This is a genomic window from Ruegeria sp. YKSD163 (genome assembly GCF_059612905.1).
Genome location: NZ_JBXWRM010000002.1, coordinates 110,241 through 132,852 on the forward strand (window position 1 = coordinate 110,241; position 22,612 = coordinate 132,852).

At 63.7% G+C, this 22,612-nt stretch carries 20 protein-coding genes and 1 tRNA gene; 16 read left to right on the top strand and 5 right to left on the bottom strand.

The window, feature by feature from the left end:
* Positions 1 to 179: 179 nt before the first annotated feature.
* The 7 genes from AC2FNA_RS03350 (at position 180) to AC2FNA_RS03380 (ending at position 8,708) form a co-directional block, all read left to right on the top strand.
* Positions 180 to 635, top strand: a complete 456-nt coding sequence (locus AC2FNA_RS03350; RefSeq protein ID WP_234184582.1) for a DUF2924 domain-containing protein — start codon at positions 180 to 182, stop codon at positions 633 to 635.
* Entirely contained in the window at positions 632 to 1,957 is a 1,326-nt protein-coding gene (locus tag AC2FNA_RS03355; RefSeq protein WP_234184583.1) for a recombinase family protein, read from the top strand. The genes AC2FNA_RS03350 and AC2FNA_RS03355 overlap by 4 nt, the downstream gene beginning before the upstream one ends.
* The gene (locus tag AC2FNA_RS03360) at positions 1,954 to 2,424 is read left to right on the top strand and encodes a hypothetical protein (protein ID WP_496824454.1); all 471 of its coding nucleotides are present in this window, start codon (positions 1,954 to 1,956) and stop codon (positions 2,422 to 2,424) included. The genes AC2FNA_RS03355 and AC2FNA_RS03360 overlap by 4 nt, the downstream gene beginning before the upstream one ends.
* A complete protein-coding gene (locus tag AC2FNA_RS03365) occupies positions 2,421 to 2,936 on the top strand; it encodes a DUF488 domain-containing protein (RefSeq protein ID WP_234184584.1) in 516 nt (171 codons plus the stop codon). The genes AC2FNA_RS03360 and AC2FNA_RS03365 overlap by 4 nt, the downstream gene beginning before the upstream one ends.
* Positions 2,875 to 3,639: a DUF8758 domain-containing protein gene (locus AC2FNA_RS03370; protein WP_234184585.1), complete on the top strand. Its 765-nt coding sequence runs from the start codon at positions 2,875 to 2,877 to the stop codon at positions 3,637 to 3,639. The genes AC2FNA_RS03365 and AC2FNA_RS03370 overlap by 62 nt, the downstream gene beginning before the upstream one ends.
* A 329-nt stretch (positions 3,640 to 3,968) precedes the next feature.
* Complete coding sequence (locus tag AC2FNA_RS03375; RefSeq protein WP_496824456.1) at positions 3,969 to 6,116, top strand: DNA methyltransferase; 2,148 nt, start codon at positions 3,969 to 3,971, stop codon at positions 6,114 to 6,116.
* 3 nt (positions 6,117 to 6,119) lie between these two features.
* The gene (locus tag AC2FNA_RS03380) at positions 6,120 to 8,708 is read left to right on the top strand and encodes a DEAD/DEAH box helicase family protein (protein WP_234184587.1); all 2,589 of its coding nucleotides are present in this window, start codon (positions 6,120 to 6,122) and stop codon (positions 8,706 to 8,708) included.
* A gap of 346 nt (positions 8,709 to 9,054) precedes the next feature.
* On the opposite strand, the gene AC2FNA_RS03385 is transcribed toward AC2FNA_RS03380, so the two are convergent.
* A complete protein-coding gene (locus AC2FNA_RS03385) occupies positions 9,055 to 9,366 on the bottom strand; it encodes a type II toxin-antitoxin system RelE/ParE family toxin (protein ID WP_496824458.1) in 312 nt (103 codons plus the stop codon).
* Between the two features lie 4 nt (positions 9,367 to 9,370).
* A complete protein-coding gene (locus AC2FNA_RS03390) occupies positions 9,371 to 9,628 on the bottom strand; it encodes a ribbon-helix-helix domain-containing protein (protein ID WP_496824460.1) in 258 nt (85 codons plus the stop codon).
* Positions 9,629 to 10,455: 827 nt separating this feature from the next.
* Between AC2FNA_RS03390 and AC2FNA_RS03395 the strand changes: the two genes are divergently transcribed.
* The gene (locus tag AC2FNA_RS03395) at positions 10,456 to 11,916 is read left to right on the top strand and encodes an ADP-ribosylglycohydrolase family protein (RefSeq protein WP_496824462.1); all 1,461 of its coding nucleotides are present in this window, start codon (positions 10,456 to 10,458) and stop codon (positions 11,914 to 11,916) included.
* Positions 11,917 to 11,946: 30 nt separating this feature from the next.
* On the opposite strand, the gene AC2FNA_RS03400 is transcribed toward AC2FNA_RS03395, so the two are convergent.
* Together AC2FNA_RS03400 and AC2FNA_RS03405 are read right to left on the bottom strand one after the other, a co-directional pair.
* The gene (locus tag AC2FNA_RS03400; protein WP_496824463.1) at positions 11,947 to 12,675 is read right to left on the bottom strand and encodes a DUF5681 domain-containing protein; all 729 of its coding nucleotides are present in this window, start codon (positions 12,673 to 12,675) and stop codon (positions 11,947 to 11,949) included.
* A complete protein-coding gene (locus tag AC2FNA_RS03405; protein ID WP_496824465.1) occupies positions 12,672 to 13,973 on the bottom strand; it encodes a site-specific DNA-methyltransferase in 1,302 nt (433 codons plus the stop codon). The genes AC2FNA_RS03400 and AC2FNA_RS03405 overlap by 4 nt, the downstream gene beginning before the upstream one ends.
* 384 nt (positions 13,974 to 14,357) lie before the next feature.
* On the opposite strand from AC2FNA_RS03405, the gene AC2FNA_RS03410 reads away from it, so the two are divergent.
* Together AC2FNA_RS03410 and AC2FNA_RS03415 are read left to right on the top strand one after the other, a co-directional pair.
* The gene (locus tag AC2FNA_RS03410; protein ID WP_496824467.1) at positions 14,358 to 14,864 is read left to right on the top strand and encodes a DUF2924 domain-containing protein; all 507 of its coding nucleotides are present in this window, start codon (positions 14,358 to 14,360) and stop codon (positions 14,862 to 14,864) included.
* Positions 14,861 to 16,540 (top strand): recombinase family protein, encoded by a 1,680-nt coding sequence (locus AC2FNA_RS03415; protein WP_496824469.1) that lies wholly within the window; start codon positions 14,861 to 14,863, stop codon positions 16,538 to 16,540. The genes AC2FNA_RS03410 and AC2FNA_RS03415 overlap by 4 nt, the downstream gene beginning before the upstream one ends.
* Positions 16,541 to 16,844: 304 nt before the next feature.
* Here AC2FNA_RS03415 and AC2FNA_RS03420 read toward each other — a convergent pair.
* A tRNA-Ser gene (locus tag AC2FNA_RS03420) sits at positions 16,845 to 16,934 on the bottom strand.
* 208 nt (positions 16,935 to 17,142) lie between these two features.
* Here AC2FNA_RS03420 and AC2FNA_RS03425 point away from each other — a divergent pair.
* The 6 genes from AC2FNA_RS03425 to AC2FNA_RS03450 are packed head-to-tail and all read left to right on the top strand — an operon-like array spanning position 17,143 to position 22,567.
* Positions 17,143 to 18,024 (top strand): SPOR domain-containing protein, encoded by an 882-nt coding sequence (locus AC2FNA_RS03425; RefSeq protein ID WP_496824470.1) that lies wholly within the window; start codon positions 17,143 to 17,145, stop codon positions 18,022 to 18,024.
* A 17-nt stretch (positions 18,025 to 18,041) separates the two neighbouring features.
* Positions 18,042 to 19,208 (top strand): D-alanyl-D-alanine carboxypeptidase family protein, encoded by a 1,167-nt coding sequence (locus tag AC2FNA_RS03430; RefSeq protein ID WP_496824472.1) that lies wholly within the window; start codon positions 18,042 to 18,044, stop codon positions 19,206 to 19,208.
* A complete protein-coding gene (gene tmk, locus AC2FNA_RS03435; protein WP_496824473.1) occupies positions 19,205 to 19,840 on the top strand; it encodes a dTMP kinase in 636 nt (211 codons plus the stop codon). Before AC2FNA_RS03430 ends, tmk begins: the two co-directional genes overlap by 4 nt.
* Positions 19,837 to 20,958, top strand: coding sequence for a DNA polymerase III subunit delta' (locus AC2FNA_RS03440; RefSeq protein ID WP_496824475.1), 1,122 nt, complete (start codon positions 19,837 to 19,839; stop codon positions 20,956 to 20,958). Before tmk ends, AC2FNA_RS03440 begins: the two co-directional genes overlap by 4 nt.
* Positions 20,955 to 21,770, top strand: coding sequence for a TatD family hydrolase (locus AC2FNA_RS03445; RefSeq protein WP_496824477.1), 816 nt, complete (start codon positions 20,955 to 20,957; stop codon positions 21,768 to 21,770). The genes AC2FNA_RS03440 and AC2FNA_RS03445 overlap by 4 nt, the downstream gene beginning before the upstream one ends.
* A complete protein-coding gene (locus AC2FNA_RS03450) occupies positions 21,767 to 22,567 on the top strand; it encodes an MBL fold metallo-hydrolase (RefSeq protein WP_496824479.1) in 801 nt (266 codons plus the stop codon). The genes AC2FNA_RS03445 and AC2FNA_RS03450 overlap by 4 nt, the downstream gene beginning before the upstream one ends.
* The last annotated feature ends 45 nt before the right edge of the window (positions 22,568 to 22,612 follow it).

A 22,612-nucleotide genomic window follows, 5' to 3' on the forward strand; every position in this document is an offset into this window, starting at 1 on the left:
CCGCCCGACCAGATGACGCCCGCAGAGCGCCGTGCCGAATTATGCGGTCTGTTGGCGCTCGGGCTGGTTCGGCTACGGATGCGGGATGGGGGCGAAGCATCTGAGGATACTGGAGATAGTTGCCTACACTATCCGCCCGACGAATGCCGTCATGCAACTCCAACTCACAGGAGAAATGCATGAACAAGCTCGATCCCATCCCCGCGCGCCTGGCGGCCCTGAAGACCACGCCGACGGCCGACCTGAAGCAGCAGTGGCGCGACCTGTTCGACCGCGAGCCGCCGCCGTTCAACCGGCGCTACCTCGAGTCCCGCCTGGCTTACCGCATTCAGGAACTCGCCTATGGCGGCCTGAAACCTGAGACGATCCGACGGCTGGAACGGCTTGGCGAGGAACTAGACGGCGGCGACAGGAGGAAGCGCAGCATCCGCGCCGACCGCGATCGCCCCATCACTGGCACAAGGTTGTTGCGCGAGTGGCAGGGCGTCGAGCAGATCGTCACCGTCACCGCCGACGGCTTCGAGTGGCAGGGGCGGCCCTACAAGTCACTGTCCGCCATCGCGCGCGCCATCACGGGCACTCGCTGGAACGGCTGGGTCTTCTTCGGCCTCAAGAACCACTGGGGGCGGAGATGACGAAGGCGCCGGAAAAATCGAAGGTCGTCCGCAAGCTGCGGTGCGCGGTCTACACCCGGAAATCCTCCGAGGAAGGGTTGGAGCAGGAGTTCAACAGCCTCCACGCTCAACGTGAGGCCTGCGAGGCATACATCGCTAGCCAGCGGTCCGAGGGCTGGGTGCTGGTCCGCGATCAGTATGACGACGGCGGCATCTCGGGCGGCACGCTGGAACGGCCCGGCCTGAAGCGGCTGCTGGAGGACATTGAGGATGGGCTGGTCGATGTCGTGGTGGTCTACAAGATCGACCGCCTCTCTCGGTCGCTGGCGGATTTCGCCAAGCTGGTCGAGGTGTTCGACCGGAACGGCGTGACGTTCGTCTCGGTCACGCAATCGTTCAACACGACGACCTCCATGGGACGGCTGACGCTGAACATCCTGCTGTCTTTCGCCCAGTTCGAGCGCGAGGTCACGGCCGAGCGCATCCGCGACAAGGTCGCCGCCAGCCGGAAGAAGGGCATGTGGATGGGCGGCGTGCCGCCCTTCGGCTACCGCGTCGGGAATCGGAAATTGGTGGTCGACGAAGAAGCCGCAACGCATGTGCGCTGGATTTTCGACCGCTTTCTTGAGATCGGGTCCTGCACGGAACTGGCGCGAGAGGTCGGCACGCGGGGCCTCCGGACGCCGCGCGGCAACCGGATCGACAAGAAATACATCTACCGGATGCTCAGCAACCGCGCCTACATCGGCGAGGCGGTCCACAAGGGCGATAGCTACCCCGGCGAGCACGACGCGATCATCGACCGCGAGACGTGGGACAAGGTTCACGCCATCCTCCAGGAGAGCCCGCGCAAGCGCGCCGCGCGCACGCGCGCCGACACGCCCGCGCTGCTGAAGGGGCTGCTGTTCGGTCCCGATGGCGCCGCGTTCTCACCGACGCATACCCGCAAGGGCGATAGGCTCTACCGCTACTACGTCAGCCAGACGGTGCTGAAGCATGGCGCCGGGTCGTGCCCGGTCGGCCGCGTGCCTGCGGGGGAGATCGAAGCCGCCGTGATCGATCAGCTTCGCGCCGTCTTTCGCCAGCCCGAGATCGTGGCGGGCACGTTGAGAGCGGCTCGGGCGCATGACGCGGAGATCACCGAGGCCGACGCACGGGCAGCGCTTCAGCAGCTCGACCCGCTGTGGGACGAACTATTCCCTGCCGAGCAGGCGCGCATCGTGGCGCTGCTGGTCGAGCGCGTGGACGTCGGCACGGATGGGCTCAACGTCCGCCTCCGCGTCGATGGCCTCGGCAGCCTCGCGCGAGAGATGCTGGCTGGAAACTTGGGGGCGGCTGCATGACACGCGGCACGCCGGTCCCCGAAACCATGACGCTCCACGTTCCGTTTCGCATCGTTAAGCGCGGCGGGCGGAGGGAGATGCAGATGCCCGACCGTGTCCGACCAGAGCGAACGCCGGACAACACGTTGGTCAAGGCGCTGGCACGCGCCTTCCGGTGGAAACGCATGCTGGATTCCGGGGAGTTCGCCACCATCGCTGAACTGGCCGAGCGAGAGGGGATCGCCGCACCATACCTCACGAGGACGATGCGCCTGTCGCATCTGTCCCCAGACCTGGTTGAGGCGATCCTCGACGGACGTCAGCCGCGCCACCTCACGCTGGAAGTCCTGCGACAACCACTGCCGGAAGACTGGACCGAGCAGAAGCTTGCGCTTGGTGAACCCGCCACAGCACAAGATCTGCGGCAAATCAGGGGATTCACGTCGGCGACCGGGCATGTTACGGTCAAAGAAAAGGGGCAGGTATGAGCGTAGTATTCACGGTTGGCTATGAGGGAACCGACATTGATCGGTTCGTCCGGACGCTGAAAGCGGCTGGCGTCGAAAGGTTGGCCGATGTTCGCGCGGTCGCTGCATCGCGCAAGGCCGGCTTCTCGAAAACCAAGCTGGCCGCGCGTCTTGCCGACGAAGGCATCGAGTATTCGCATTTCGTCGACCTTGGCGATCCCAAGCCCGGCCGCGAGGCAGCCCGGGCCGGAGATTTTGACCTGTTTCGTTCAATTTACGGCGCGCATATCGAGACAACCCCAGCGCAAGAATCGCTGCGGGAATTGATCGATTTCGTTCAGGATGCGCCGACTTGCCTGCTCTGTTTCGAGCGCGATCCGGAAACCTGCCACAGGACAATCGTTGCGCACGAAGTGATCGAAGAGACGGGCTTCGAGGTATTCAATCTGTTCGCTGATGATCCGGAGCGATATGTCCGTCACGCTGCAAAACTGCCGCGTTTCCATTCTGGTGAAGGCCTTACCGCAGCGTAGCGCCAACCACGGGGAAACTGTCTGCTGTGCCGGGGTGACAGCCCACGGCGAATTCAAGCGCCTGTTCCCAATCCGATTTCGGCATCTTTCCGACGGCGCTGCGTTCAAGCGCTGGGACTGGGTAGATTTCAAGTTCAGGCCGCCGACCAGCGATCGTCGTGCAGAGAGCTGCCATGTGATGGAAGACAGCATCACCGTGAACGGCAGCATGTCGCCGAAGGATCGAACGTCGTTTCTCAGCCCGCTCGTGTCTGCCTCCATCAAGGAAGCCGAGGCGGCTGGCAGGTCGCTTGCGCTGATCCGGCCGAGAAACACCCGATTCTTCTACAAGGCCAAGAAGCCGGATGAGATCGAACAGGAACGGCGACTGTATGCGGAGGCCGCGCGCCAGGGGTCGTTCTTCGATGAGCAACTGAAGGCGCTTGAGCCCAGTCCCTATGATTTTCGCTTCAAGTTCGAAGATGGCACAGGCCCCCATGACTGCGCGAATGGCGATTGGGAAGCCCACGCCATGTTCTTCAACGGCCGTCGGCGGGAGGGATCCGACCAGGCTGCGCTGGACTGGATGAGCAAGACCTTCAACGAGGAATACCCTCGGAAAGGCATGTTGTTCTGTGTCGGCAACATGGCCAAGCGCCATCATACATGGCAGTTGCTCGGTGTCCTCCGTGTGGATGACACTGGTCAGACGTCGCTGTTCTGAAAATCGCATGGCCATTGTTGTCCATCCTGGCGCAGACAGGAGCCAAGGACTGCGGGCGCAAGCCGCCATTCGGCTTGCTTCATCATGCACTTGCGGTTTAGTCTCCGCGCGTAAACGGCGGTTCTGTCAGCTCATTTTCGCAGGGCGTTCGGCAAGTCCGTCGCCGCCTGACAGGACATAGAATTGATGACAGCCGCGACCGCGATCCCTACCACCTTGCCTGCCCACCGGCCGACTGCGGTCGAACGCGCGAATGCCTTGCTCCGCACGTCGCGCGCGGGGCATCACGGGTGCGGTGCAGTTGCGGGTGCGGGGCACGAGGGCTGGCAATGTCGCGTCTGACGGATCTCATCGCCCGGGCAAAGGCCAAGGACAGTGCTCTGGGGAACGAGCTCGAGCGGGAGTTCAAGGCGCTGGCGTCGCGGCGGGCCTTCGGTCTGAACTTCGAACGACACCGCCCCGAAAGCGTGGAGCTGCCCGGCCGCCCCGTGCGGCGGGGTGACAAGGTACGCATCCTGCCGCCGCGGGGCTCTGTCCAGCGCGCAGACCAGCGGCTCTGGCGCGTCAAGCGAATTGAAGGCGAAGCCGAGACGCGGATGGCGCTGGTCGAGCTGATCGACGCCGAGGCGCCAGAGACTGTGGATGTCGCGGTTGCCGATCTGGTCGTGGTGGCCGAGTTCCGGGATTACATCTACCCTGGCCTGGTCAGCACCGGGCGGGTAGAGCGCGGCGGCGACAAGCCGTTCCACACGGTGATCAACGGCGAGAACTTCCATGTGCTGGAGGCGCTGACCTACACACATCGTGGCAAGATCGACGCGATCTACATCGACCCGCCTTACAATACCGGAGCGCGGGACTGGAAATACAACAACGACTATGTCGAAAGTGAAGATCTCTATCGGCATTCTAAGTGGCTCGCCTTCATGGAGCGGCGCCTGAAAATTGCCGAGATGCTTCTAAATCCGAACTGCAGTGTTCTGATTGTAACAATCGACGAAAAGGAGGTCTTGCGGTTGGGCCTTCTCCTCGAACAGCTTTTCCCCGATGCCAAAATTCAAATGATTACGAGCGTGATAAAGCCAGGAGGCACGTCACGCACAAAGGAATTTTCTAGAGTAGATGAGTATATATACTTTGTATTTTTTGGAGCAGCCGAGGTCACGCGTAATGCCGACAGCATGCTTGAAAACTCTGGAAGTCAACCGAGAAATGGGCTTTCGGAATCTGACCTTTGGGAAGGAATGATACGCCGTGGTATAGGCGTAGTTCGCTCTCAACGACCAAATCAGTTTTATCCCATCTTTATTGATACCGACAGGCAGGCAATCGTTGATGTGGGAGAACCACTTGCACCAGATGCGGATCGAAGCGACGTTAAAGCGCCTGAAGGCCTCACTTGCGTCTGGCCAATCAAAGATGACCTGACGGAAGGGTTCTGGCAGTTATCGCCGTCTGGCTTGAAGAAAGCGCGGGAACAAGGAACTGCGAGAGTAGGAGCATTCAACTCCAAAACTGGCCAGTGGCGAATTCAGTACATGAAGGCAAAGAAAGCCAAGGCGGTAGTGACCGGCCTGATCCCGACACTTGGCAAAGATGAAAACGGCGTCGTTATTCTCGAATTGGATGGCGCTGCATTAGAGTCTTTGCCAACCCCAAGAACAGTCTGGACTAAGAAGTCCCACGACGCCAGCACTGGCGGGGCTGGACTGCTCAATCGTGTTTTGCCGAAGAGGAAGTTCCCCTTCGCAAAATCGCTATTCGCAGTTGAAGATAGTCTTCGATTCTTTGTGAGCGAAAACTCAGACGCCATCATCCTCGATTTCTTTTCCGGATCGGGGACAACTGCCCACGCAGTCATGCGATTGAATCGTCAGGATGGCGGGCGACGGCAATGCATCTCCGTCACCAATAACGAGGTTGCGGCCGACGAACACGCCGCCCTACGAATGGAGGGCCTGCGCCCCGGTGACGCGGATTGGGAGAAGCTGGGTATCTGCGACTACATCACCAAGCCTCGCATCGCCGCCGCCATCACCGGCAAGACGCCGGAAGGAGATGACATCAAGGGCGACTACAAGTTCACCGATGAATTCCCGATGGCCGAGGGGTTCGAGGAAAACGCCGAGTTCTTCACCCTGACCTACGAAGCGCCCGTTGCCGTCAGCCACAACCTCGCCTTCCAGCGCATCGCGCCGCTGTTGTGGATGCGCGCCGGATCGGAGGGGCGCCGCATCGACGATCTTCCCGCCACCGGATGGGACGTGGCCGACACCTACGGTCTGCTCGTCGACCTGGACCGCGCCGCCGCGTTCTGCGACGCGGCCGCCGCCCAGCCGACCCTGCGGATCGCCTACGTCGTGACAGATGACGACCGCCGGTTCCAGGCGGTGGCGCGCGCGCTGCCCGACAGCGTCGAACCGGTGCGGCTCTACGAGTCCTACCTCTCCAATTTCCGCTTTTCGATGGGCCGCTGAGCCATGAAGTTCACACTCAAGGATTATCAGGAAGAAGCCGTTCGGGAGGTTCTGGTGAACCTCAAGAAGGCCTCGCGTCGCTGGCGCGAGGACGGCGACAAGCATGCCTTCTCGCTGACGGCCACCACGGGCGCGGGCAAGACCGTGATGGCGGCGGCGGTGTTCGAGGCGCTGTTCCACGGCGACGACAACTACGACATCGAGCCTGACCCGGGTGCCGTGGTGATCTGGTTCAGCGACGATCCGTCCCTGAACGAGCAGTCGCGGTTCCGCCTGCTCGAGGCATCGGACAGACTGTCGATCTCGGACCTTGTGGTGGTGCAAAGCACGTTCCAGCGCGAGGTGCTGGAACCGGGAAAGGTCTATTTCCTGAACACCCAGAAGCTGAGCAAGTCGAGCCTCCTGGTGCGCGGACACGATCCCGATGACGAGGGGATCGAGAAGGACGGGCAGATCCGGCTGATGCCCGACAGTCGCTCCTTCACCATCTGGGACACGATCCAGAACACCATCGATGACCCGGCGCTGACGCTTTACCTCGTGCTCGACGAGGCGCATCGCGGGATGCGCGCCGCGACCGGCGCGGGCGAGAAGACCACCATCGTCAAGCGGCTGATCAACGGCTCGGGACCGGTCCCCGGCATACCGGTCGTCTGGGGCATCTCGGCCACGGTCGAGCGGTTCAACGCCGCCATGACCGACATGACGGGCCGCGCGACCCTGCCGAACGTGGTGGTGGATTCCGCCAAGGTCCAGGCGTCAGGTCTGCTGAAGGATACGATCATCCTGGACGTGCCGAAAGAGGCGGGGCAGTTCGATACCGTGCTGGTGCGCCGCGGCACCGACAAGCTGAAGGAGATATCCTCCGCCTGGGAGGCTTATGGCAAGCAGCAGGACGATGCCGGAACAGTGCTGCCCCTTATGGTTCTGCAGGTTCCGAACGCGCCCGATCACAACGACATCGGCCGGGCTCTCGACACCATCTTCACGCAGTGGTCGGACTTGCCCGAGGATGCGGTGGCGCATGTGTTCGGGGAACACTCCACCCAGACCTTCGGCCGCCACACCGTGCCCTACATCTCGCCCGAACGCGTTCAGGAATCGACATGGGTCCGGATCCTGATCGCGAAGGACGCCATCAGCACGGGGTGGGACTGTCCGCGCGCCGAAGTCATGGTGTCGTTCCGGCCTGCTCGGGACAAGACGCACATCACGCAGCTGCTGGGGCGCATGGTCCGCACCCCACTGGCGCGGCGGATCCCGGGCAACGAACGACTGAACTCGGTCGATTGCCTGCTACCGTTCTTCGACGAAGCCTCGGTCAAGGACGTCGCCAAGGCGTTGATGTCCGGCGGGGACGGTGGCGACGATTTGCCGGGCCGCCGCGTACTGATCAACCCCGTCGAGTTGAAGCCCAATCCTTCGATCCCGGAGCCGGTGTGGGACAAGCTGCTCTCGCTGCCGTCTCAATCCCTGCCGAAGCGGCATGCCCGTCCAGTCAAGAGACTGACCTCGCTGGCGCATGAGCTGGCCGTGGATGGCCTGCTCGAAGACGCTGGCAAGGCTGCCCATGCGGAAATGCACAAGGTGCTCGATGGCGCCAGAGCGCGATACAAGGCGGAAATCGAGACTGCCCGCAAATCGGTCCTGACAGTCGAAGGCAAGAGCCTGAAGGCCGACCTGAAAGGCGGCGGCATGTCGTTCGACGACTTCCTCGAGGAAGCGGACTACGCCGTGATCGAAGACGCATATCGCAGGGCGGGCCGTGCGATCAGTCCGGATCTTGCGACGTCGTACAGCGACTACCTGGCGCGGAGCGAAGGCGATGCGGAGGACATGGAGGCCGCTCTCATCGATGCACACGTCACGATTGGCGCTCTGGGATTGGTTCCCGGCATCCGAGAGACACTTGAGACTGAGGCCGAGAAACTCGCGAACCAATGGCTCACTCGTTTCCGGGTCGACATCAAGAACCTGTCCGACGAGCGTCAGGACGTGTATCGCCAGATCCGGGAGATGAGCGCGAACCCCATGGATGTGGACTTGGCTCGACCGACGTCTTGGATGCAGCCGACGACAATCCGGGAGGCGAACGGCTCAGAGACCCCGCTGCCATCGTTCGAGCGGCACATGCTGTGCGATGAGCATGGGATGTTCCCCGAGGACTTCAATTCCTGGGAAGGTGAAGTCGTGAAATCCGAGCTCGCGCGGGCGGGAGCCGTCGCGTGGTATCGGAACCCGTCGCGCGCCAGCCAGGACTCGCTTGGTATCATTTACGAGGATGGGGGCGAACCAAGGATCGTCAGGCCAGACTTCGTTTTTTTCGTTCAGCAGGACGATGGGACCGTCGCCGCCGATATCGTCGATCCGCACGGCATTCAGTTCGGCGACGCGATGCCGAAGCTCAAGGGGCTTGCGCAGTACGCAGAACGCTTCGGCGACCAGTATCGTCGGATCGAGGCCGTTGCGAAGATCGGCGACAAGTTCCGTGTTTTGGACCTAAAGGAAGCCGCGACGCGCGCGTCGGTCTCTGCCGCGACAACCATCAAGGCTCTGTATGAAAGCGCGGATGCATTCGATTACTTGCCCTAACCATCACAGAGTTCGACGCCAGTTCCCTGCGGCATGGATACGTCTTTCAAAACGGTTACGAATGACCTGTGGCTCAAAATACTTCATTATCAGGACCTTGACCGGCTTAACCGGATCGCGCGCGGTTAACAGGTCCGGAGAATATCGGCCTGGAGAGAACGGATGCGCGCCCTTCGGGGCGTAGGCCGGTTAACAGCCCCTCCCGCATAACCCTCCAAAACAACGAGAAAATCCGGCCGCAGCCGGATCGGGAGAACGCTTTCGCGAGGGCAAGTGGCGGAGCCGATGGGATTCGAACTCTCGGGACGGCCCTGGAATTTTCAACGGATCGACCTGGGATTGGCCGCTACGCTGTGTCGTCCTCCTTGAATCGATCCATCTGATGCATCCGCTCGTGCAGGATGGTGACGATTCCAATGTCGCCGTTGGCGAGCCGCCGCCAGTACACGAAATGCCGCTCGTAGCGGAAGAAGTACCCCTCCACCTCGAACTCGGCTGCCACAGGCCTGGACCGGACGCCGCGTGTTTCGATCTGCTCGAACGCAGCGAACAGGCCGGTGATGTAGGTGTCGGCCCGTGCTTCGCCCCAGCGGTCGCGGGTGTACCTGTAGATTTCGTCGAGGCGCACCGAGGCCACCTCCTGAACCCGGATCGCCATCGGTTCAGGTCTGCCGATTCCGGGCGATCACCTCGGCGGCGGTCAGCGGCCTGTAGCTTTCCTCGGGCGCGGCGAAGGCTCGGTTGAGTTCAGCCTTCAGGCGATTGAATGCCTCGCGTTCCGCGCGCTCCTTGTCGCGGCGGATCAGGTCGCGGATGTATTCGCTGACGTTCTCGTAGGAACCGTCCGCGCCGACATTGGTCGCGACGAACTCGCTGAGGGTACCGCTGACGCGGACGGTCATTGTGGTGGTGCGAGGCATGGCGCGCTCCCTGCTTTACGATGTATTCAATATAACCAAAATCGAACACAAAACAAGGACCCAGACACTGTGCGACGCCCCGCGTATTGACGCTCCCGGTCCTCGGCATCCTCCACGCCAGCCAGTCCGCCAGCGCGATCAGCACAGCATCGGAATGACGCGCGAGCGACACCGGGAACTCGCCACTTGGCCCCGATCGCCCGCGAACCAGCATTTGACGGTCCCTTCGCTGGCACCCATCCATCCCATCGCGGACTTGATCCCGCATTTCTGGCAAATGCTCCTGGGGTGGGCCAATATGTTGCCAACGCGATCCTGCTCTTTAAGAATGATCAACCGCGTCCTTTGATCGACGTCACATGGTCCGAGTGATCGAGCGCTTCGCTCGCCCCCGTGTGCTCGCGGACATACAATACGACCATTGGCTGCAAGCAGCATCGCACTGGCTCGTGAAAGACCAGCCGATCTGAGCAAATTGGGCGACGCTAGATTTCGTGGCGAAGGCCTGCACTTCGCGCGCCCCACGCTGCCATCGCTGTACCGTCAGCGCACGGTGCGATCGGCTGCGCCGTCAGGTTTTGCTGCAGCCCTGAACATGGAAAGCATCTCCTTGTTCGAAAGCAGGTCCGCCATCGAGACGTTTACGCACGATATCCAGAAAGTGGTTCCGTTGTCAGGGTCTGTCTCGTCTGCCTCCCATAAGAATTCTGCAAAATGGCACTAACCTCTTGCATTCCCTTTGGTTCGGAGCATTGCTGCCCTGCTGCGAGTTGATTGAGAAGCTCCTTCCGACATACGCGGCCACCCCCGTTGAGAGGAAGTATTCCATGCGCACCAGCCTGACCCATCCCCTTCAGATCGCCACGCTCAGTCCCGGTCGAGGCTTGGGGCGGATCGGTATCACCTTCTGTCCCGGCAAGGTGCAGGCCGATGCGATGACCGGCAGCTGGAACCGCGATCTGGGGCGCGACCTCGATGCCGTCCGCGATTGGGGCGCCGTGGCGGTCGTGACGCTGGTCGAGGACCACGAGCTTGAAGCACTGCAGGTTCGGGGACTGGGGAAAGCCGTGCGTGATCGTCACATGGACTGGCTTCACCTCCCGATCCGGGACTATGGGGTGCCGGATCACGGGTTCGAGCAGGCATGGGACTTGATCGGCCCGGGCCTGCTCGACCGTTTGTACTGTGGTTTCGACGTGCTGGTGCATTGCAAGGGCGGGCTTGGCCGGGCCGGAACCATCGCGGCGCGTCTCATGGTCGAACTCGGCCATGAGCCGCGAGAAGCGATCAAGGCCGTGAGATCGGTCCGCCCTGGCGCCATCGAAACGCTCGAGCAGGAACGGTTCGTACTGGCGCTCGGGCGGCCACCCGAGCCAGAGCCTGCCACCTCAGAAGCCGCGATCCGAGATCGTGCCATCGGGGCGCTTCTTGGCCTTGCGGTCGGGGATGCCCTTGGCACAACGCTCGAGTTCCGCAGTCGAGACAGCTATGTCCCGCTGACCGATATGGTGGGCGGCGGGCCTTTCGGACTGGCGCCGGGGCAATGGACCGATGATACGGCCATGGCGCTTGCCCTGGCGGAGAGCCTTTTGAAGTATCCCGATCTCAACCTGAAAGACCTGATGCAACGTTTCGTCGACTGGCACGAGAACGGCACCTATTCTTGTACCGGGCAGTGCTTTGACATTGGCATCACCACCAGACAGGCGCTGGCCCGCTGGAAACATTCCGGCGACCCGATGGCCGGATCCACCAATCCCAAAAGCGCGGGCAATGGCAGCCTGATGCGACTTGCGCCGGTAGCGATCCGCCACTGGCGGGACCGGGACCGGTTGCGCGATGTCGCGGCTCTGCAGAGCCGGACCACCCATGCCGCGGCCGAGGCGGTCGATGCCTGCGTCGCCTGGGCTGAGTTGCTTGCAGATGCCATCGAAGGCCAACCCCGGAGGACCGTGCTGGAGCCTCGTGCGGGGAAGTACGCCGGAACGATCGGGCCGATCCTGTCCGGCAGTTGGCGTGGCAAGCGGCGCGACCAGATCCGGGCCTCGGGATATGTTGTCCATTCGATGGAAGCCGCCCTCTGGAGCGTTGGCGCCTCGGGCGACTTCTCATCGGTAGCACTGCGGGCGGCCAATCTTGGCGAGGATGCCGACACCACCGCTGCCATCGCCGGCCAACTCGCCGGCGCGCTTTATGGCGCGGATGCCATTCCAGTCCCTTGGCGTGAGCAACTTGCCTGGTCGGGACGGATTGAAACGCTGGCCAACCAGCTTTTCGAGGCAAGCTGAATGGCCCGGGCCACATGCCCGGGCCGCTGGTCAGCGATACCTTTCGATCTCCGCGCGCTTCCGGTTAGCGCTTTCCTTGACCCGGCGGCGCACCTCCTCGGGGAAGCCCGCCTTGTCCGGGTCAGCGGCGCAGTATTCTTCAACGGAAGCTATCTCCTCTTCCTTCTTCGCTTCCCACTCATCCACCTGCCGGTGCGCTTCGGCAATCGCCGCCTCGTATTCGGCTTTCTCCTGCTCTGTCATAGGCCCAGCAAAGGTCACACTGCCATCTTCGAAGTCGATCAGGATATGGTCTGGATGCGGAACCGGATCCGGAAGATGGCTGATCCCCAGGCGTTTGCGGCGGGCCAGTTCGTTTTCCCAGTACGTTTTGTAGGCAATTGTATTCTTGAGCAAACGTTCGTTCTGACGTCTTGCATGTGCGTCGTCAGCGGCCATCAACCTGAGCACAATTTCTCCGTGTCGGGCACTGCCCTGAACAGCCTTCACGAACATGGCACTGACCATCGCTTCCGTCATTGTCATGTTCGATTCCCTGGCCCCGTCGCGAACCATGACCTCGCGCTCAGCGGCTTCCCTGACCGCATTAAACAGCCGTTCCTGTGGACCTGAATAACGGCGATTGAATGCCCCTACCGGCCTGCCCTTGGGATTGCCCGATGCCCCTTTGCGGAACCGCTTGTCCCGCGGAGGCTTGCCATAGCCCACCTCGTAATTCGGCGAGGGCAGGAACGGCGGCTTGTCATCATCCTTGCTCATTCTGCAGCCTCCATTCCGTGGGCCTCACCGTCCCGTCCGGGGGACAGCAGAACCGCAGTATCCTTGGCATAGGCCTCCCAGCGCGCGATGATCCGGTCGCAGTAGACGGGATCGATCTCGCAGAGCCGCGCCCGCCGGCCGGTCTTCTCCGCCGCGATCAACGTCGAACCGGAGCCGCCGAAGAGATCGAGCACGATCTCGCCCCGCCCCGAGACATCGCGGATCGCATCCGCGATCATCTGCACCGGTTTGACCGTCGGGTGCATTGCAAGTTCGTCCATGCGTCCCCGCTTGCGCGTATTGACCCCGCGATATTCCCAGACATTGGTCCGATAGCGGCCGTGCTGGCCCAGTTCGAAGCTGTTCACATGCGGGGCAGTGCCGTGTTTGAAGGCCAGGATGAACTCGTGGCGTGACCGGTAGAAGGTGCCCCTGCCGCCATTGTCCTTGACCCAGACGATCAGGTTCTTCAGCTCCGAATAGACCTGCCCTCCCGCCGCCTGCACCTCGCCCAGATGGCGCCAGTCCATGCAGATGAAGTGGATCGACCCATCCATGCTGTGCCTGGCAAGCTGACCGAACGCGTCAGAAAGGAAGGCGGTGAAACCCTCGGGGCTCATCTCTCCCGCCGCCATCGCGAACTCACGATGGCGCGTCCGGCCGGAATTCCCGGCATGGCCCTCGATCGGCACGTTGTAGGGCGGATCCGTGAAGACCATCCGCGCGCGATCATCCCCCATCAGGGCCTGCCCCACATCCGGGTCCAGCGCATTGCCGCAGATAAGGCGGTGCTGCCCCAGTTGCCAAAGCTCACCCGGACGACAGCGGACCGGCACGTTTTTGGGCAGGACATCGTCGGCGGGATCGTTCGGTTCCGCTGGCGACACCCCGTCCATGATCATGTCCAGTTCCGGGACCGAGAAACCGATCGCGCCGATATCGAAGCCGAGATCGGGCGAGGCCAGCAAGGCCTCGAGTTCCTCGGCCAGAAGGTCCTCGTCCCAACCGGCATTCAGCGCCAACTGGTTGTCGGCGATGACAAAGGCCCGGGCCTCTTCTTCGCTCATGTGCTCCAGTCTCAGACAGGGAACCGTGTCCCGGCCCAGGTGGCGGGCCGCCGCGACCCGTCCATGGCCCGCGAGAATGCGGTTCTGCGCGTCGATCAGCACCGGCGTGTTGAAGCCGAAAGCCTGGATACTCGCCGCGATTTGCCGGATCTGTTTCTTGGGGTGCTTGCGTGCGTTACGCTTCCATGGCGTCAGCGCCGCGATCGGGGTTTCTTCTATCTGAGCACTCATGTCTCATACTGCTCCTAAAGGGGTGGTTAGCGACCACCCCATGACCAAACAGACGACCTCCGATAACGTCTGTCTGCGATTGAGAGCCATCGCCTGCAATGGCTCGGTGAATTGGGTTCATCGGGTGTTCCCACGAGGGAATCAGCACGAGTGGCCCAATATCAGCATAGCGTAAAAGCACGCCTCAAAAAGTGAGTTATTGTATTGCTTTCATATAGTTATTTATCATCCAGGTGATAAAATCCAGATTGAAAAGATTGCCAAAAACCACTGGACTTTGACGCGACACGGAGCGTCACTGGCCCCATGCCCGGCCCGAGTCCGGGCCTCTCCCGGTACAGGCTGATCCCTCCGGATCTGCCAAACAAGAAGGAGAGACCAGCGATGAAAGACCTGCCCGAGATTACTCCCCCGGCAACAGGCAAGGCACCCCCGATCCCCCTGCCGTCGTTTGCCACGCTCGAGACTGCCGATCGCGACACCCTGCTCGGTCTCTGGCGGGATGTCTTCGCCGCCCCACCTCCCAAGGGCCTGAGCCAGGTCTTCCTGCGGCGTTTCCTCGCCTTCGAACTGCAGTCCCGGCAGCAAGGTGGCCTGCCCAAGGCCCTGGTGGTTCGGATTGCCCGGGAAGCGGCCGGCGAGACGCGCAAGGTGTCCCCCGCGCTTCGGCCCGGCGGGCGACTGTTGCGGGAGTGGAACGGGGTCACCCACGTGGTCGACATTCTCGAGGCGGGCTGTCTCTGGCAGGGCAAGACCTATCCCTCCCTCTCCGCCGTCGCCCGCGCCATCACCGGCGCACGCTGGTCCGGGCCGCGTTTCTTCGGGCTCACCAGCGCCCCGAAGGCACCCGGCACCCGGCGGGTCACCAATGGCAAAGGCTCCACCCGATGAAGCCCGGACAGAAGACCATCCGCTGCGCGATCTACACCCGCAAGTCCTCCGAGGACGGGCTCGAACAGGAGTTCAATTCCCTCGATGCCCAGCACGAGGCCTGCGCCGCCTATGTCGCGAGCCAGAAGCACGAGGGCTGGAAACTGATTTCCGCCCGATATGACGATGGGGGGATCTCCGGCGGCACGCTGGGCCGGCCGGCCCTGAAGCGCCTGCTCGACCACATCGAACTCGGCCGAATTGACATGATCGTCGTCTACAAGATCGACCGCCTGACCCGGTCGCTGATGGATTTTGCCAAGCTGGTCGACCGCTTCGAAGCTTCGGGCTGCTCCTTCGTCTCCGTTACCCAGGCATTCAACACCTCTTCGTCCATGGGTCGCCTCACCCTCAATGTGCTCCTCTCCTTCGCCCAGTTCGAACGCGAAGTGACTGCCGAGCGCATCCGCGACAAGATCGCGGCCTCGAAGAAGAAGGGCTTCTGGATGGGCGGCAACTTGCCGCTGGGCTATGACCGTCACCCCGACCCGGAGAAACGCACCCTGGTGATCAACCCTATCGAGGCGGAAATGGTGACCACCCTGTTCCAGCTCTATGACGATCTCGGCGCGCTGGGGGCTGTGGCCCGCGAGGCGGACCGGCTTGGCCTGCGATCGAAGCTCCGCACCGACAGATCCGGCCGTAAGAGTGGAGGGTCCCGGCTCAGCAACGGACAGATCCAGCACCTCCTGCGCAACCCGGTCTACATCGGCAAGATCCGCCACAAGGACAAGGTCTGGCCCGGGCTGCACGCCCCGATCCTCGACCCCGATCTCTGGACCCGCGTCCAGGCCCGGCTTGATGCAGCCTCGCGCCGCGGGCGTGGCGGCACGGCCAACGGAACCGGTTCGGGGTGGACAGCGGCACTGACCGGAAAGCTCTGGGACGACACCGGCGACCGCCTCACACCCACCCACACGCTGAAGGCCGGACGGTGCCATCGCTACTATGTCTCCAACCGCCTGATCTCAGGCGGTCCCGATCCGTCCGGCTGGCGCCTGCCGGCGGCCGCGTTCGAGAAGGTCGTGGCCGCCGGTCTCGCGGATCACCTCGAGGCAATGGTCAAATCGCACCGTCTTCTCGCCACCCCGGATGCAAGCAATGCCGAAGCGCTCCTGGCGCGGGCCGAGGTGTTGGGCAAGGCGCTCCGCACCCGGCCGGCGGAAATCGCTCCACTCATCGCCGAGGCCCGTCTTGCTCGCGCGTCCCTCACCCTCACCTGCGATCCAGTGGTTCTGGCAAACTGCTTTGACCTTGCCGCTGACACCTTCGCGCCTGAGGTGCTCTCCTTCACACAGCCGCTCACCCTGCGCCGCCGCGGCGTGGAAACAAGGATCGTGACCGGGACGCGCGCACCCATGGCAGACCCGGTGCTGCTGAGTAACCTGACCCAGGCGCATGACTGGACCCGAGACCTGCGCGTCGGCATCCCGATGTCCGGTGTCATCAGCAAGAGCGGCCAGTCCGAATCCTTCGTCCGCACCCGATCGCAACTGGCCTTCCTGTCGCCCCGGCTTCAGCAGGCGATCCTCGCCGGCACGCTGCCGCCCGAAATGACCACCCGGCGCATCCTCTCCCATCCGATCCCCCTCGATTGGGCAGAGCAGGAACAGCTCTACGGACTGCCCAAGGTCTGATCCTTCTCCAAACGCTCAACTCCCGGGCCGGTCTCTGCGCCAGAGATCGGCCCGGTCTCATTCACGCGTGTCACCGCAACATCGGAGCGGCACTGCCGTTGCGTTTTTCCCTGTAAATTCCCTGTTAATCGCTGCCCGAAACGAAAAACCGCACCGCCACAATGGCCAGCAGAGACTGCGCCAGAATTCCCGCCCCTCCACCTCGCTCCAATGCGTCTCCAAGCGCCAACACTCAGCGCAACCGCCCGGAATACCCGGCAGAAACGGCGTCTACTTCGTTACAAGGGGATTACCCGAAGGTGGCTGGCGGGGAGACAGGGATTCGAACCCTGGGATGGCTCTCACCATCAACGGTTTTCAAGACCGCCGCATTCGACCACTCTGCCACCTCCCCGGTCGCATTCCCTCTATGCTTTCGCCCCGGACGAGGCAAGAGGCCAACCGGGAAAACTTGCCGAAGCCCGTGCAGCAGGCTTTCAAAGGGCGGTTCCGCGCGTTATGATCTGCCCGGAACCGGGCCGTGGCGCCCGCAGCAGCGTAATGACCGGACAACCGGCAATGGGGCCGCACCGACCCCGAATACAGGCAAGGAAACGATCGACATGCACCGCAAGACGCCATTGTCCAGCCCACTGACCCGGTTGTCGGCCGTGGGCCTCAGCCTTTTGCTGCTGGCCGGGTGCGAAGAGGGCGCGAACCTGTCCTTTCTTCAACCCAAGGACAAGGACGCCGCCACCAGCGCCGAAACCCGCAGCACCAAACTGGTCGAACGCGATGTCGAGGCGCCCGAGATATTCCAGGTGACAGAGGCCGGTCTGTGGGACGGGCGGCCGTCGCTGGGCGGTGTCTGGGTGGCGCATCCCGACGTCAAGGAACCCGAGCGGGTGATAATTCGCAACGCCACCAACGACAAGTTCGTGATTGGCGCCCTTTTCCGGCGCGAACGCGACATTCCCGGCCCACGTATTCAGGCCTCGTCCGATGCCGCTGCCGCGCTGGGCATGCTGGCCGGTGCGCCGGTGGAACTGAACGTGACCGCGCTGCGCCGAGAAGAGGTTCAGGAGGAGCCGCCGCTCGAAGAGACGCTGGCCGAGGCCGACGCGGTCGAACCACTGCCCGAGGTGGCCGAAACCACGCTTGACCCAGTTGCCGGTGCTGCCGCCGCGATCGAAGCAGCCGCGCCCAGCCCGGCCCCGGCGGCCGCCCCCGCCCCCGCCGCACCACCCAAGCCGAAACCGCAGACCTCATCGCTGGACAAGCCCTATATTCAGATCGGCATCTTCAGCGTCGAAGCCAACGCAAAACGAGCCGCGGATCAGATGCGCGCCGCAGGCATGGTGCCAACGATCCGGCAAGAGGCCACCAGCGGCAAGAGTTTCTGGCGGGTCGTGGTCGGCCCGGCGCAGTCGAAATCCGAACGCACCGCGCTGCTGAAGCAGGTTCAGGGCACCGGTTTTTCGGACGCCTATGCAGTGAAGAACTAAGACGGGAGGGTTTCCCAGTGCCGACTTTCATCCGCTCCGCCCTGCTGGCCCTGGGTCTGGCGCTGGCCGCCCTGCCCGCGCTGGCCTATGACACCTCGGCGCGCGCCGCCTATGTGCTGGATCAAAGCACCGGCACCGTCCTGCTCAACAAGAATGCGGACGAGGCGTTGCCGCCCGCGTCGATGTCGAAGCTGATGACGCTCTACGTCACCTTCGAGGCGCTGCGCGACGGACGGCTAACGTTGGACGAGCGGCTGCCGGTGTCACAGCACGCGATGAGCTATGGTGGCTCGACCATGTTCCTCAACACCACAGACCGGGTGCGGGTCGAGGACCTGCTGCGCGGCATCATCGTGCTCAGCGGCAACGACGCCTGCGCGGTGATCGCCGAGGCGCTCAGCCCCGACGGGACCGAGGCCGGATTTGCCCGCTTCATGACCAAACGCGCCGAGCAACTGGGCATGACCCGCTCGACATTCGCCAATTCCAACGGCTGGCCCGCGGCGGGGCATCTGATGTCGGTGCATGATCTGGCGGTGCTGGCCAATCGGCTGATCACCGATTTCCCCGAGTACTACCCGCTGTTTGCCGAGACGGAATTCGCCTTTGACGGCCGCGCGCCATCGAATGTCCGCAACCGTAACCCGCTGCTCAAGCTGGATATCGGGGCAGACGGGCTCAAGACCGGGCACACCGCCGAGGCGGGCTATGGCCTTGTCGGCTCGGCCCGGCAGGGCGACCGCCGGGTGATCTTTGTGCTGACCGGCCTCGAGAGCGAAGCCCGCCGCGCAGAGGAGGCCGAAGCGATCGTGAACTGGTCCTTTCGCCACTTTGCCACCAAAACCGTTGCCCGCGCCGAAGACCCGGTCGCCCGCGCCGAAGTCTGGATGGGAGCAAAACAATCGGTAGGACTGGTTCCGGCCGAGGATCTGAACCTGCTGCTGCCGGTTTTGTCCGACACCAAGGTCGAGGCCGAAGTGGTCTATGACGGCCCGATCAACGCGCCCATTGCCAAAGGCCAGCAACTGGCCGAGCTGGTGATCAAGCCCGACGACCTGCCTGAAATCCGCCGCCCGCTGGTGGCGGCCGAGGCGGTGCCGGCGGGTGGCTTTGTGGTGCGGATCAAGACCGCCGCCAACCTGCTGCTGCGCCAGCTCAACGCCGGACCGGCGGAGGCGATGTGAGCGGCACGGGGCTGTTCCTGACCTTCGAAGGCATCGACGGATCGGGTAAATCCACCCAGGCGCGGCGGCTGGCGGAAACCCTGCGGGCGGCGGGCCATGATGTGGTGCTGACGCGCGAGCCGGGCGGCTCGCCCGGCGCCGAGGAAATCCGCCGTCTGGTGCTTGAAGGCGACCCCGACCGCTGGTCGGCGGAAACCGAGATCCTGCTCTTTACCGCCGCCCGCCGCGATCATCTGGAACGCACTATCGAACCGGCGCTGGCAGCGGGCCGCGTGGTGATCTGCGACCGTTTCGCAGACAGCACCCGCATGTATCAGGGCCTATCGCGCGGCGACCTGCGGCAACTGGTCGACCAGTTGCACGCGCTGATGATCGGACGCGAGCCGGACCTTACCCTGCTGATCGACATGGACCCCGAAACCGGCCTGAGCCGCGCCAAGGGCCGACAGGGCAGCGAGGAACGGTTCGAGGATTTCGGTCCCGAGCTGCAACAGCGCATGCGCGCCGGATTTCTCGACCTGGCGCGGGAATATGACCATCGGTTCCGCATCGTCGACGGCAATCGCGACATGGATAGCGTGGCGGCGGATGTGACCGAAATCGCGCTGAGCCACCTGAATCCACCCCAATGAGCGACGACCTCCCCACCCCGGATCAGGCGCCCGGTGCACCGCATCCGCGCGAGACGCCCCGCCTGTTTGGCCAGGACGCCGCGGAGCGGGCCTTTCTCTCCGCCTATGGCTCGGACCGGCTGCATCACGGCTGGCTGCTGACCGGGCCCGAGGGGGTCGGCAAGGCAACGCTGGCCTGGCGCATCGCGCGGTTTCTGCTCGCCACGCCACCACAGTCCGACGATGGCCTGTTCGGCGCTCCCCCGCCGCCACAGACGCTTGACATCGACCCCGAACACCCGGTCGCGCGCCGGATGCAGGCCGGGGCCGAACCCGGGCTTGCCGTGATCACCCGCTCGGTCAACGACCAGGGGCGCTTGCGCTCCGAAATCGTGGTCGAGGATATCCGCAAGCTGGGCCGCTTCTTTGGTCTCAGCTCGGCCGATGGCGGGCGGCGCGTGGTGATTGTGGACAGCGCCGACGAGATGAACACCAGCGCCGCCAACGCGCTGTTGAAGATGCTCGAGGAGCCGCCCGCGCGCACCACGCTGCTTTTGGTGTCGCACCAGCCCTCGCGCCTGTTGCCGACCATCCGCTCGCGCTGTCGCACCCTGCGCCTGACACCGCTGTCACCCGCCGACATGCAGGCCGCACTGGAACAGGCGGGCGCCGGGACCGAGGCGATGCCGGAGCATCTGGCCGCGCTCGCCTCGGGCTCGGTCGGGCGGGCGCTGCGGCTCTTGAACCTAGACGGTCTGGCGCTCTATGCCGAGCTGATCGCGCTTCTGGACACGATGCCCCGGCTCGACCGCCCGCGCGCGCTGGCGCTGGCCGAGGCTGCGGCAGGGCGCGGCGCGGCCGAACGGTTCGACCTTCTGCTGGGCCTTGTCGACATCGCCTTGGCCCGACTGGCACGTACCGGCGCCACTGGCATGCCCCCCCAACCCGAGGCCGCGATGGGAGAGGCGCAGGTTCTCTCTCGCCTCGCCCCCGACCCTGACAGCGGTCGCCGCTGGGCCGATATTGCGGCCACCATCTCGGCCCGCGCCCGGCATGGTCAGGCGGTGAACCTTGACCCCGCAGCGCTTGTCCTAGATACGGTGTTCAAGATGCAGGATACCGCCAGCTGGGGCCGATGAGCACGACCGACACCACACCCGAGATCACCGACAGCCATTGCCACCTCGACTTCCCCGATTTCGAGGGGCAGCTGGACGAGATCGTGGCCCGCGCCGCGCGGGCTGGCGTCACCCGGATGGTGACGATCTGCACCCGGCTGAAGAACGAACCCGCCGTGCGCGCCATCGCCGAGGCGCATGCGCCCGTGTTCTATGCCGCTGGCACCCACCCGATGAGCGCCGCCGAGGAACCCATGGCCACGGTCGAGGAACTGGTGGCGCTGGCCCGGCACCCGAAATTCGTCGGCATCGGCGAGACCGGGCTCGACTATCACTACACCGCCGACAGCGCCGAGGTGCAGCAGCGCTCGCTGCGCATTCACATCCGCGCGGCGCAGGAAACCGGCCTGCCGCTGATCATCCACGCCCGCGCCGCCGATGACGACATGGCCCGCATCCTGGCCGAGGAACACCAGCGCGCGCCCTATTCCTGCGTGATGCACTGTTTCTCCTCCTCGCCCGCGCTGGCGCGGGCCGCACTTGATTTGGGATTCTACCTGTCGATGTCGGGCATCGCCGCCTTCCCCAAAAGCCAGGAGTTGCGCGATATCTTCGCCGACGCGCCGCTCGACAGGATACTGGTCGAGACCGACGCCCCCTATCTGGCGCCGCCGCCGCATCGGGGCCGGCGCAACGAGCCGGCCTATACCGCCCATACCGCGCGGGTCGGGGCCGATCTGTTCAGGCTGGACTACGCCGATTTCGCCGCCCGCACGCAGGCCAATTTCGACCGGCTGTTCACCAAGGCCGCCCGCTTCAAGGCCGCTGCATGAGCGGCGAGCTGCGCTTTACCATCCTGGGCTGCGGCTCGTCCGGGGGGGTGCCGCGTCTGGGCGGCCATTGGGGCGACTGCGACCCGGCCAATCCGCGCAACACCCGCCGCCGCTGCTCGATGCTGGTCGAGCGTGAAAGCGACGCGGGCGTGACAACCGTGCTGATCGACACCACACCGGACATGCGCAGCCAGCTGCTGGATACCGGTACCGGGCGGCTTGACGCGGTGGTTTATACCCATTCCCATGCCGATCACGTGCACGGGATCGATGATCTGCGGATGATCGTGTTCAACATGCGCGCCCGCATCCCGGTCTGGGCCGATGGCGATACCCAGAACGCGCTGCTGTCGCGCTTTGGCTATGCCTTTGTACAGCCCGATGGCTCGCCCTATCCGCCGATCTTGAAGATGAAGACGATCTCGGGCCCGTTCGAGATCGACGGCCCCGGCGGCCCGATCGCCTTTCGCCCGTTCCGGGTCGGCCATGGCTCGATCGACAGTCTGGGCTTTCGCATTCACGATCTGGCCTATCTGCCGGACGTGGCCGAGATCTATGACGAGGCCTGGGCCGAGTTGCAGGATCTCGATTGCTGGGTGCTGGACGCGCTGCGCCGGACCCCGCACCCGACGCATGCGCATCTGGACAAGTCGTTGGACTGGATCGCACGCGCCGCGCCGCGCCGGGCGGTGCTGACCAACATGCATATCGACCTTGATCACGACACCGTAGCCGCCGAAACCCCCGATCACATCACCCCCGCCTATGACGGGATGGTGATCCGCTACGCGCTCTGAGGTCGCCCTGTCTGCGCGTCGCCATATGTTCCCGGCCCCACAAAG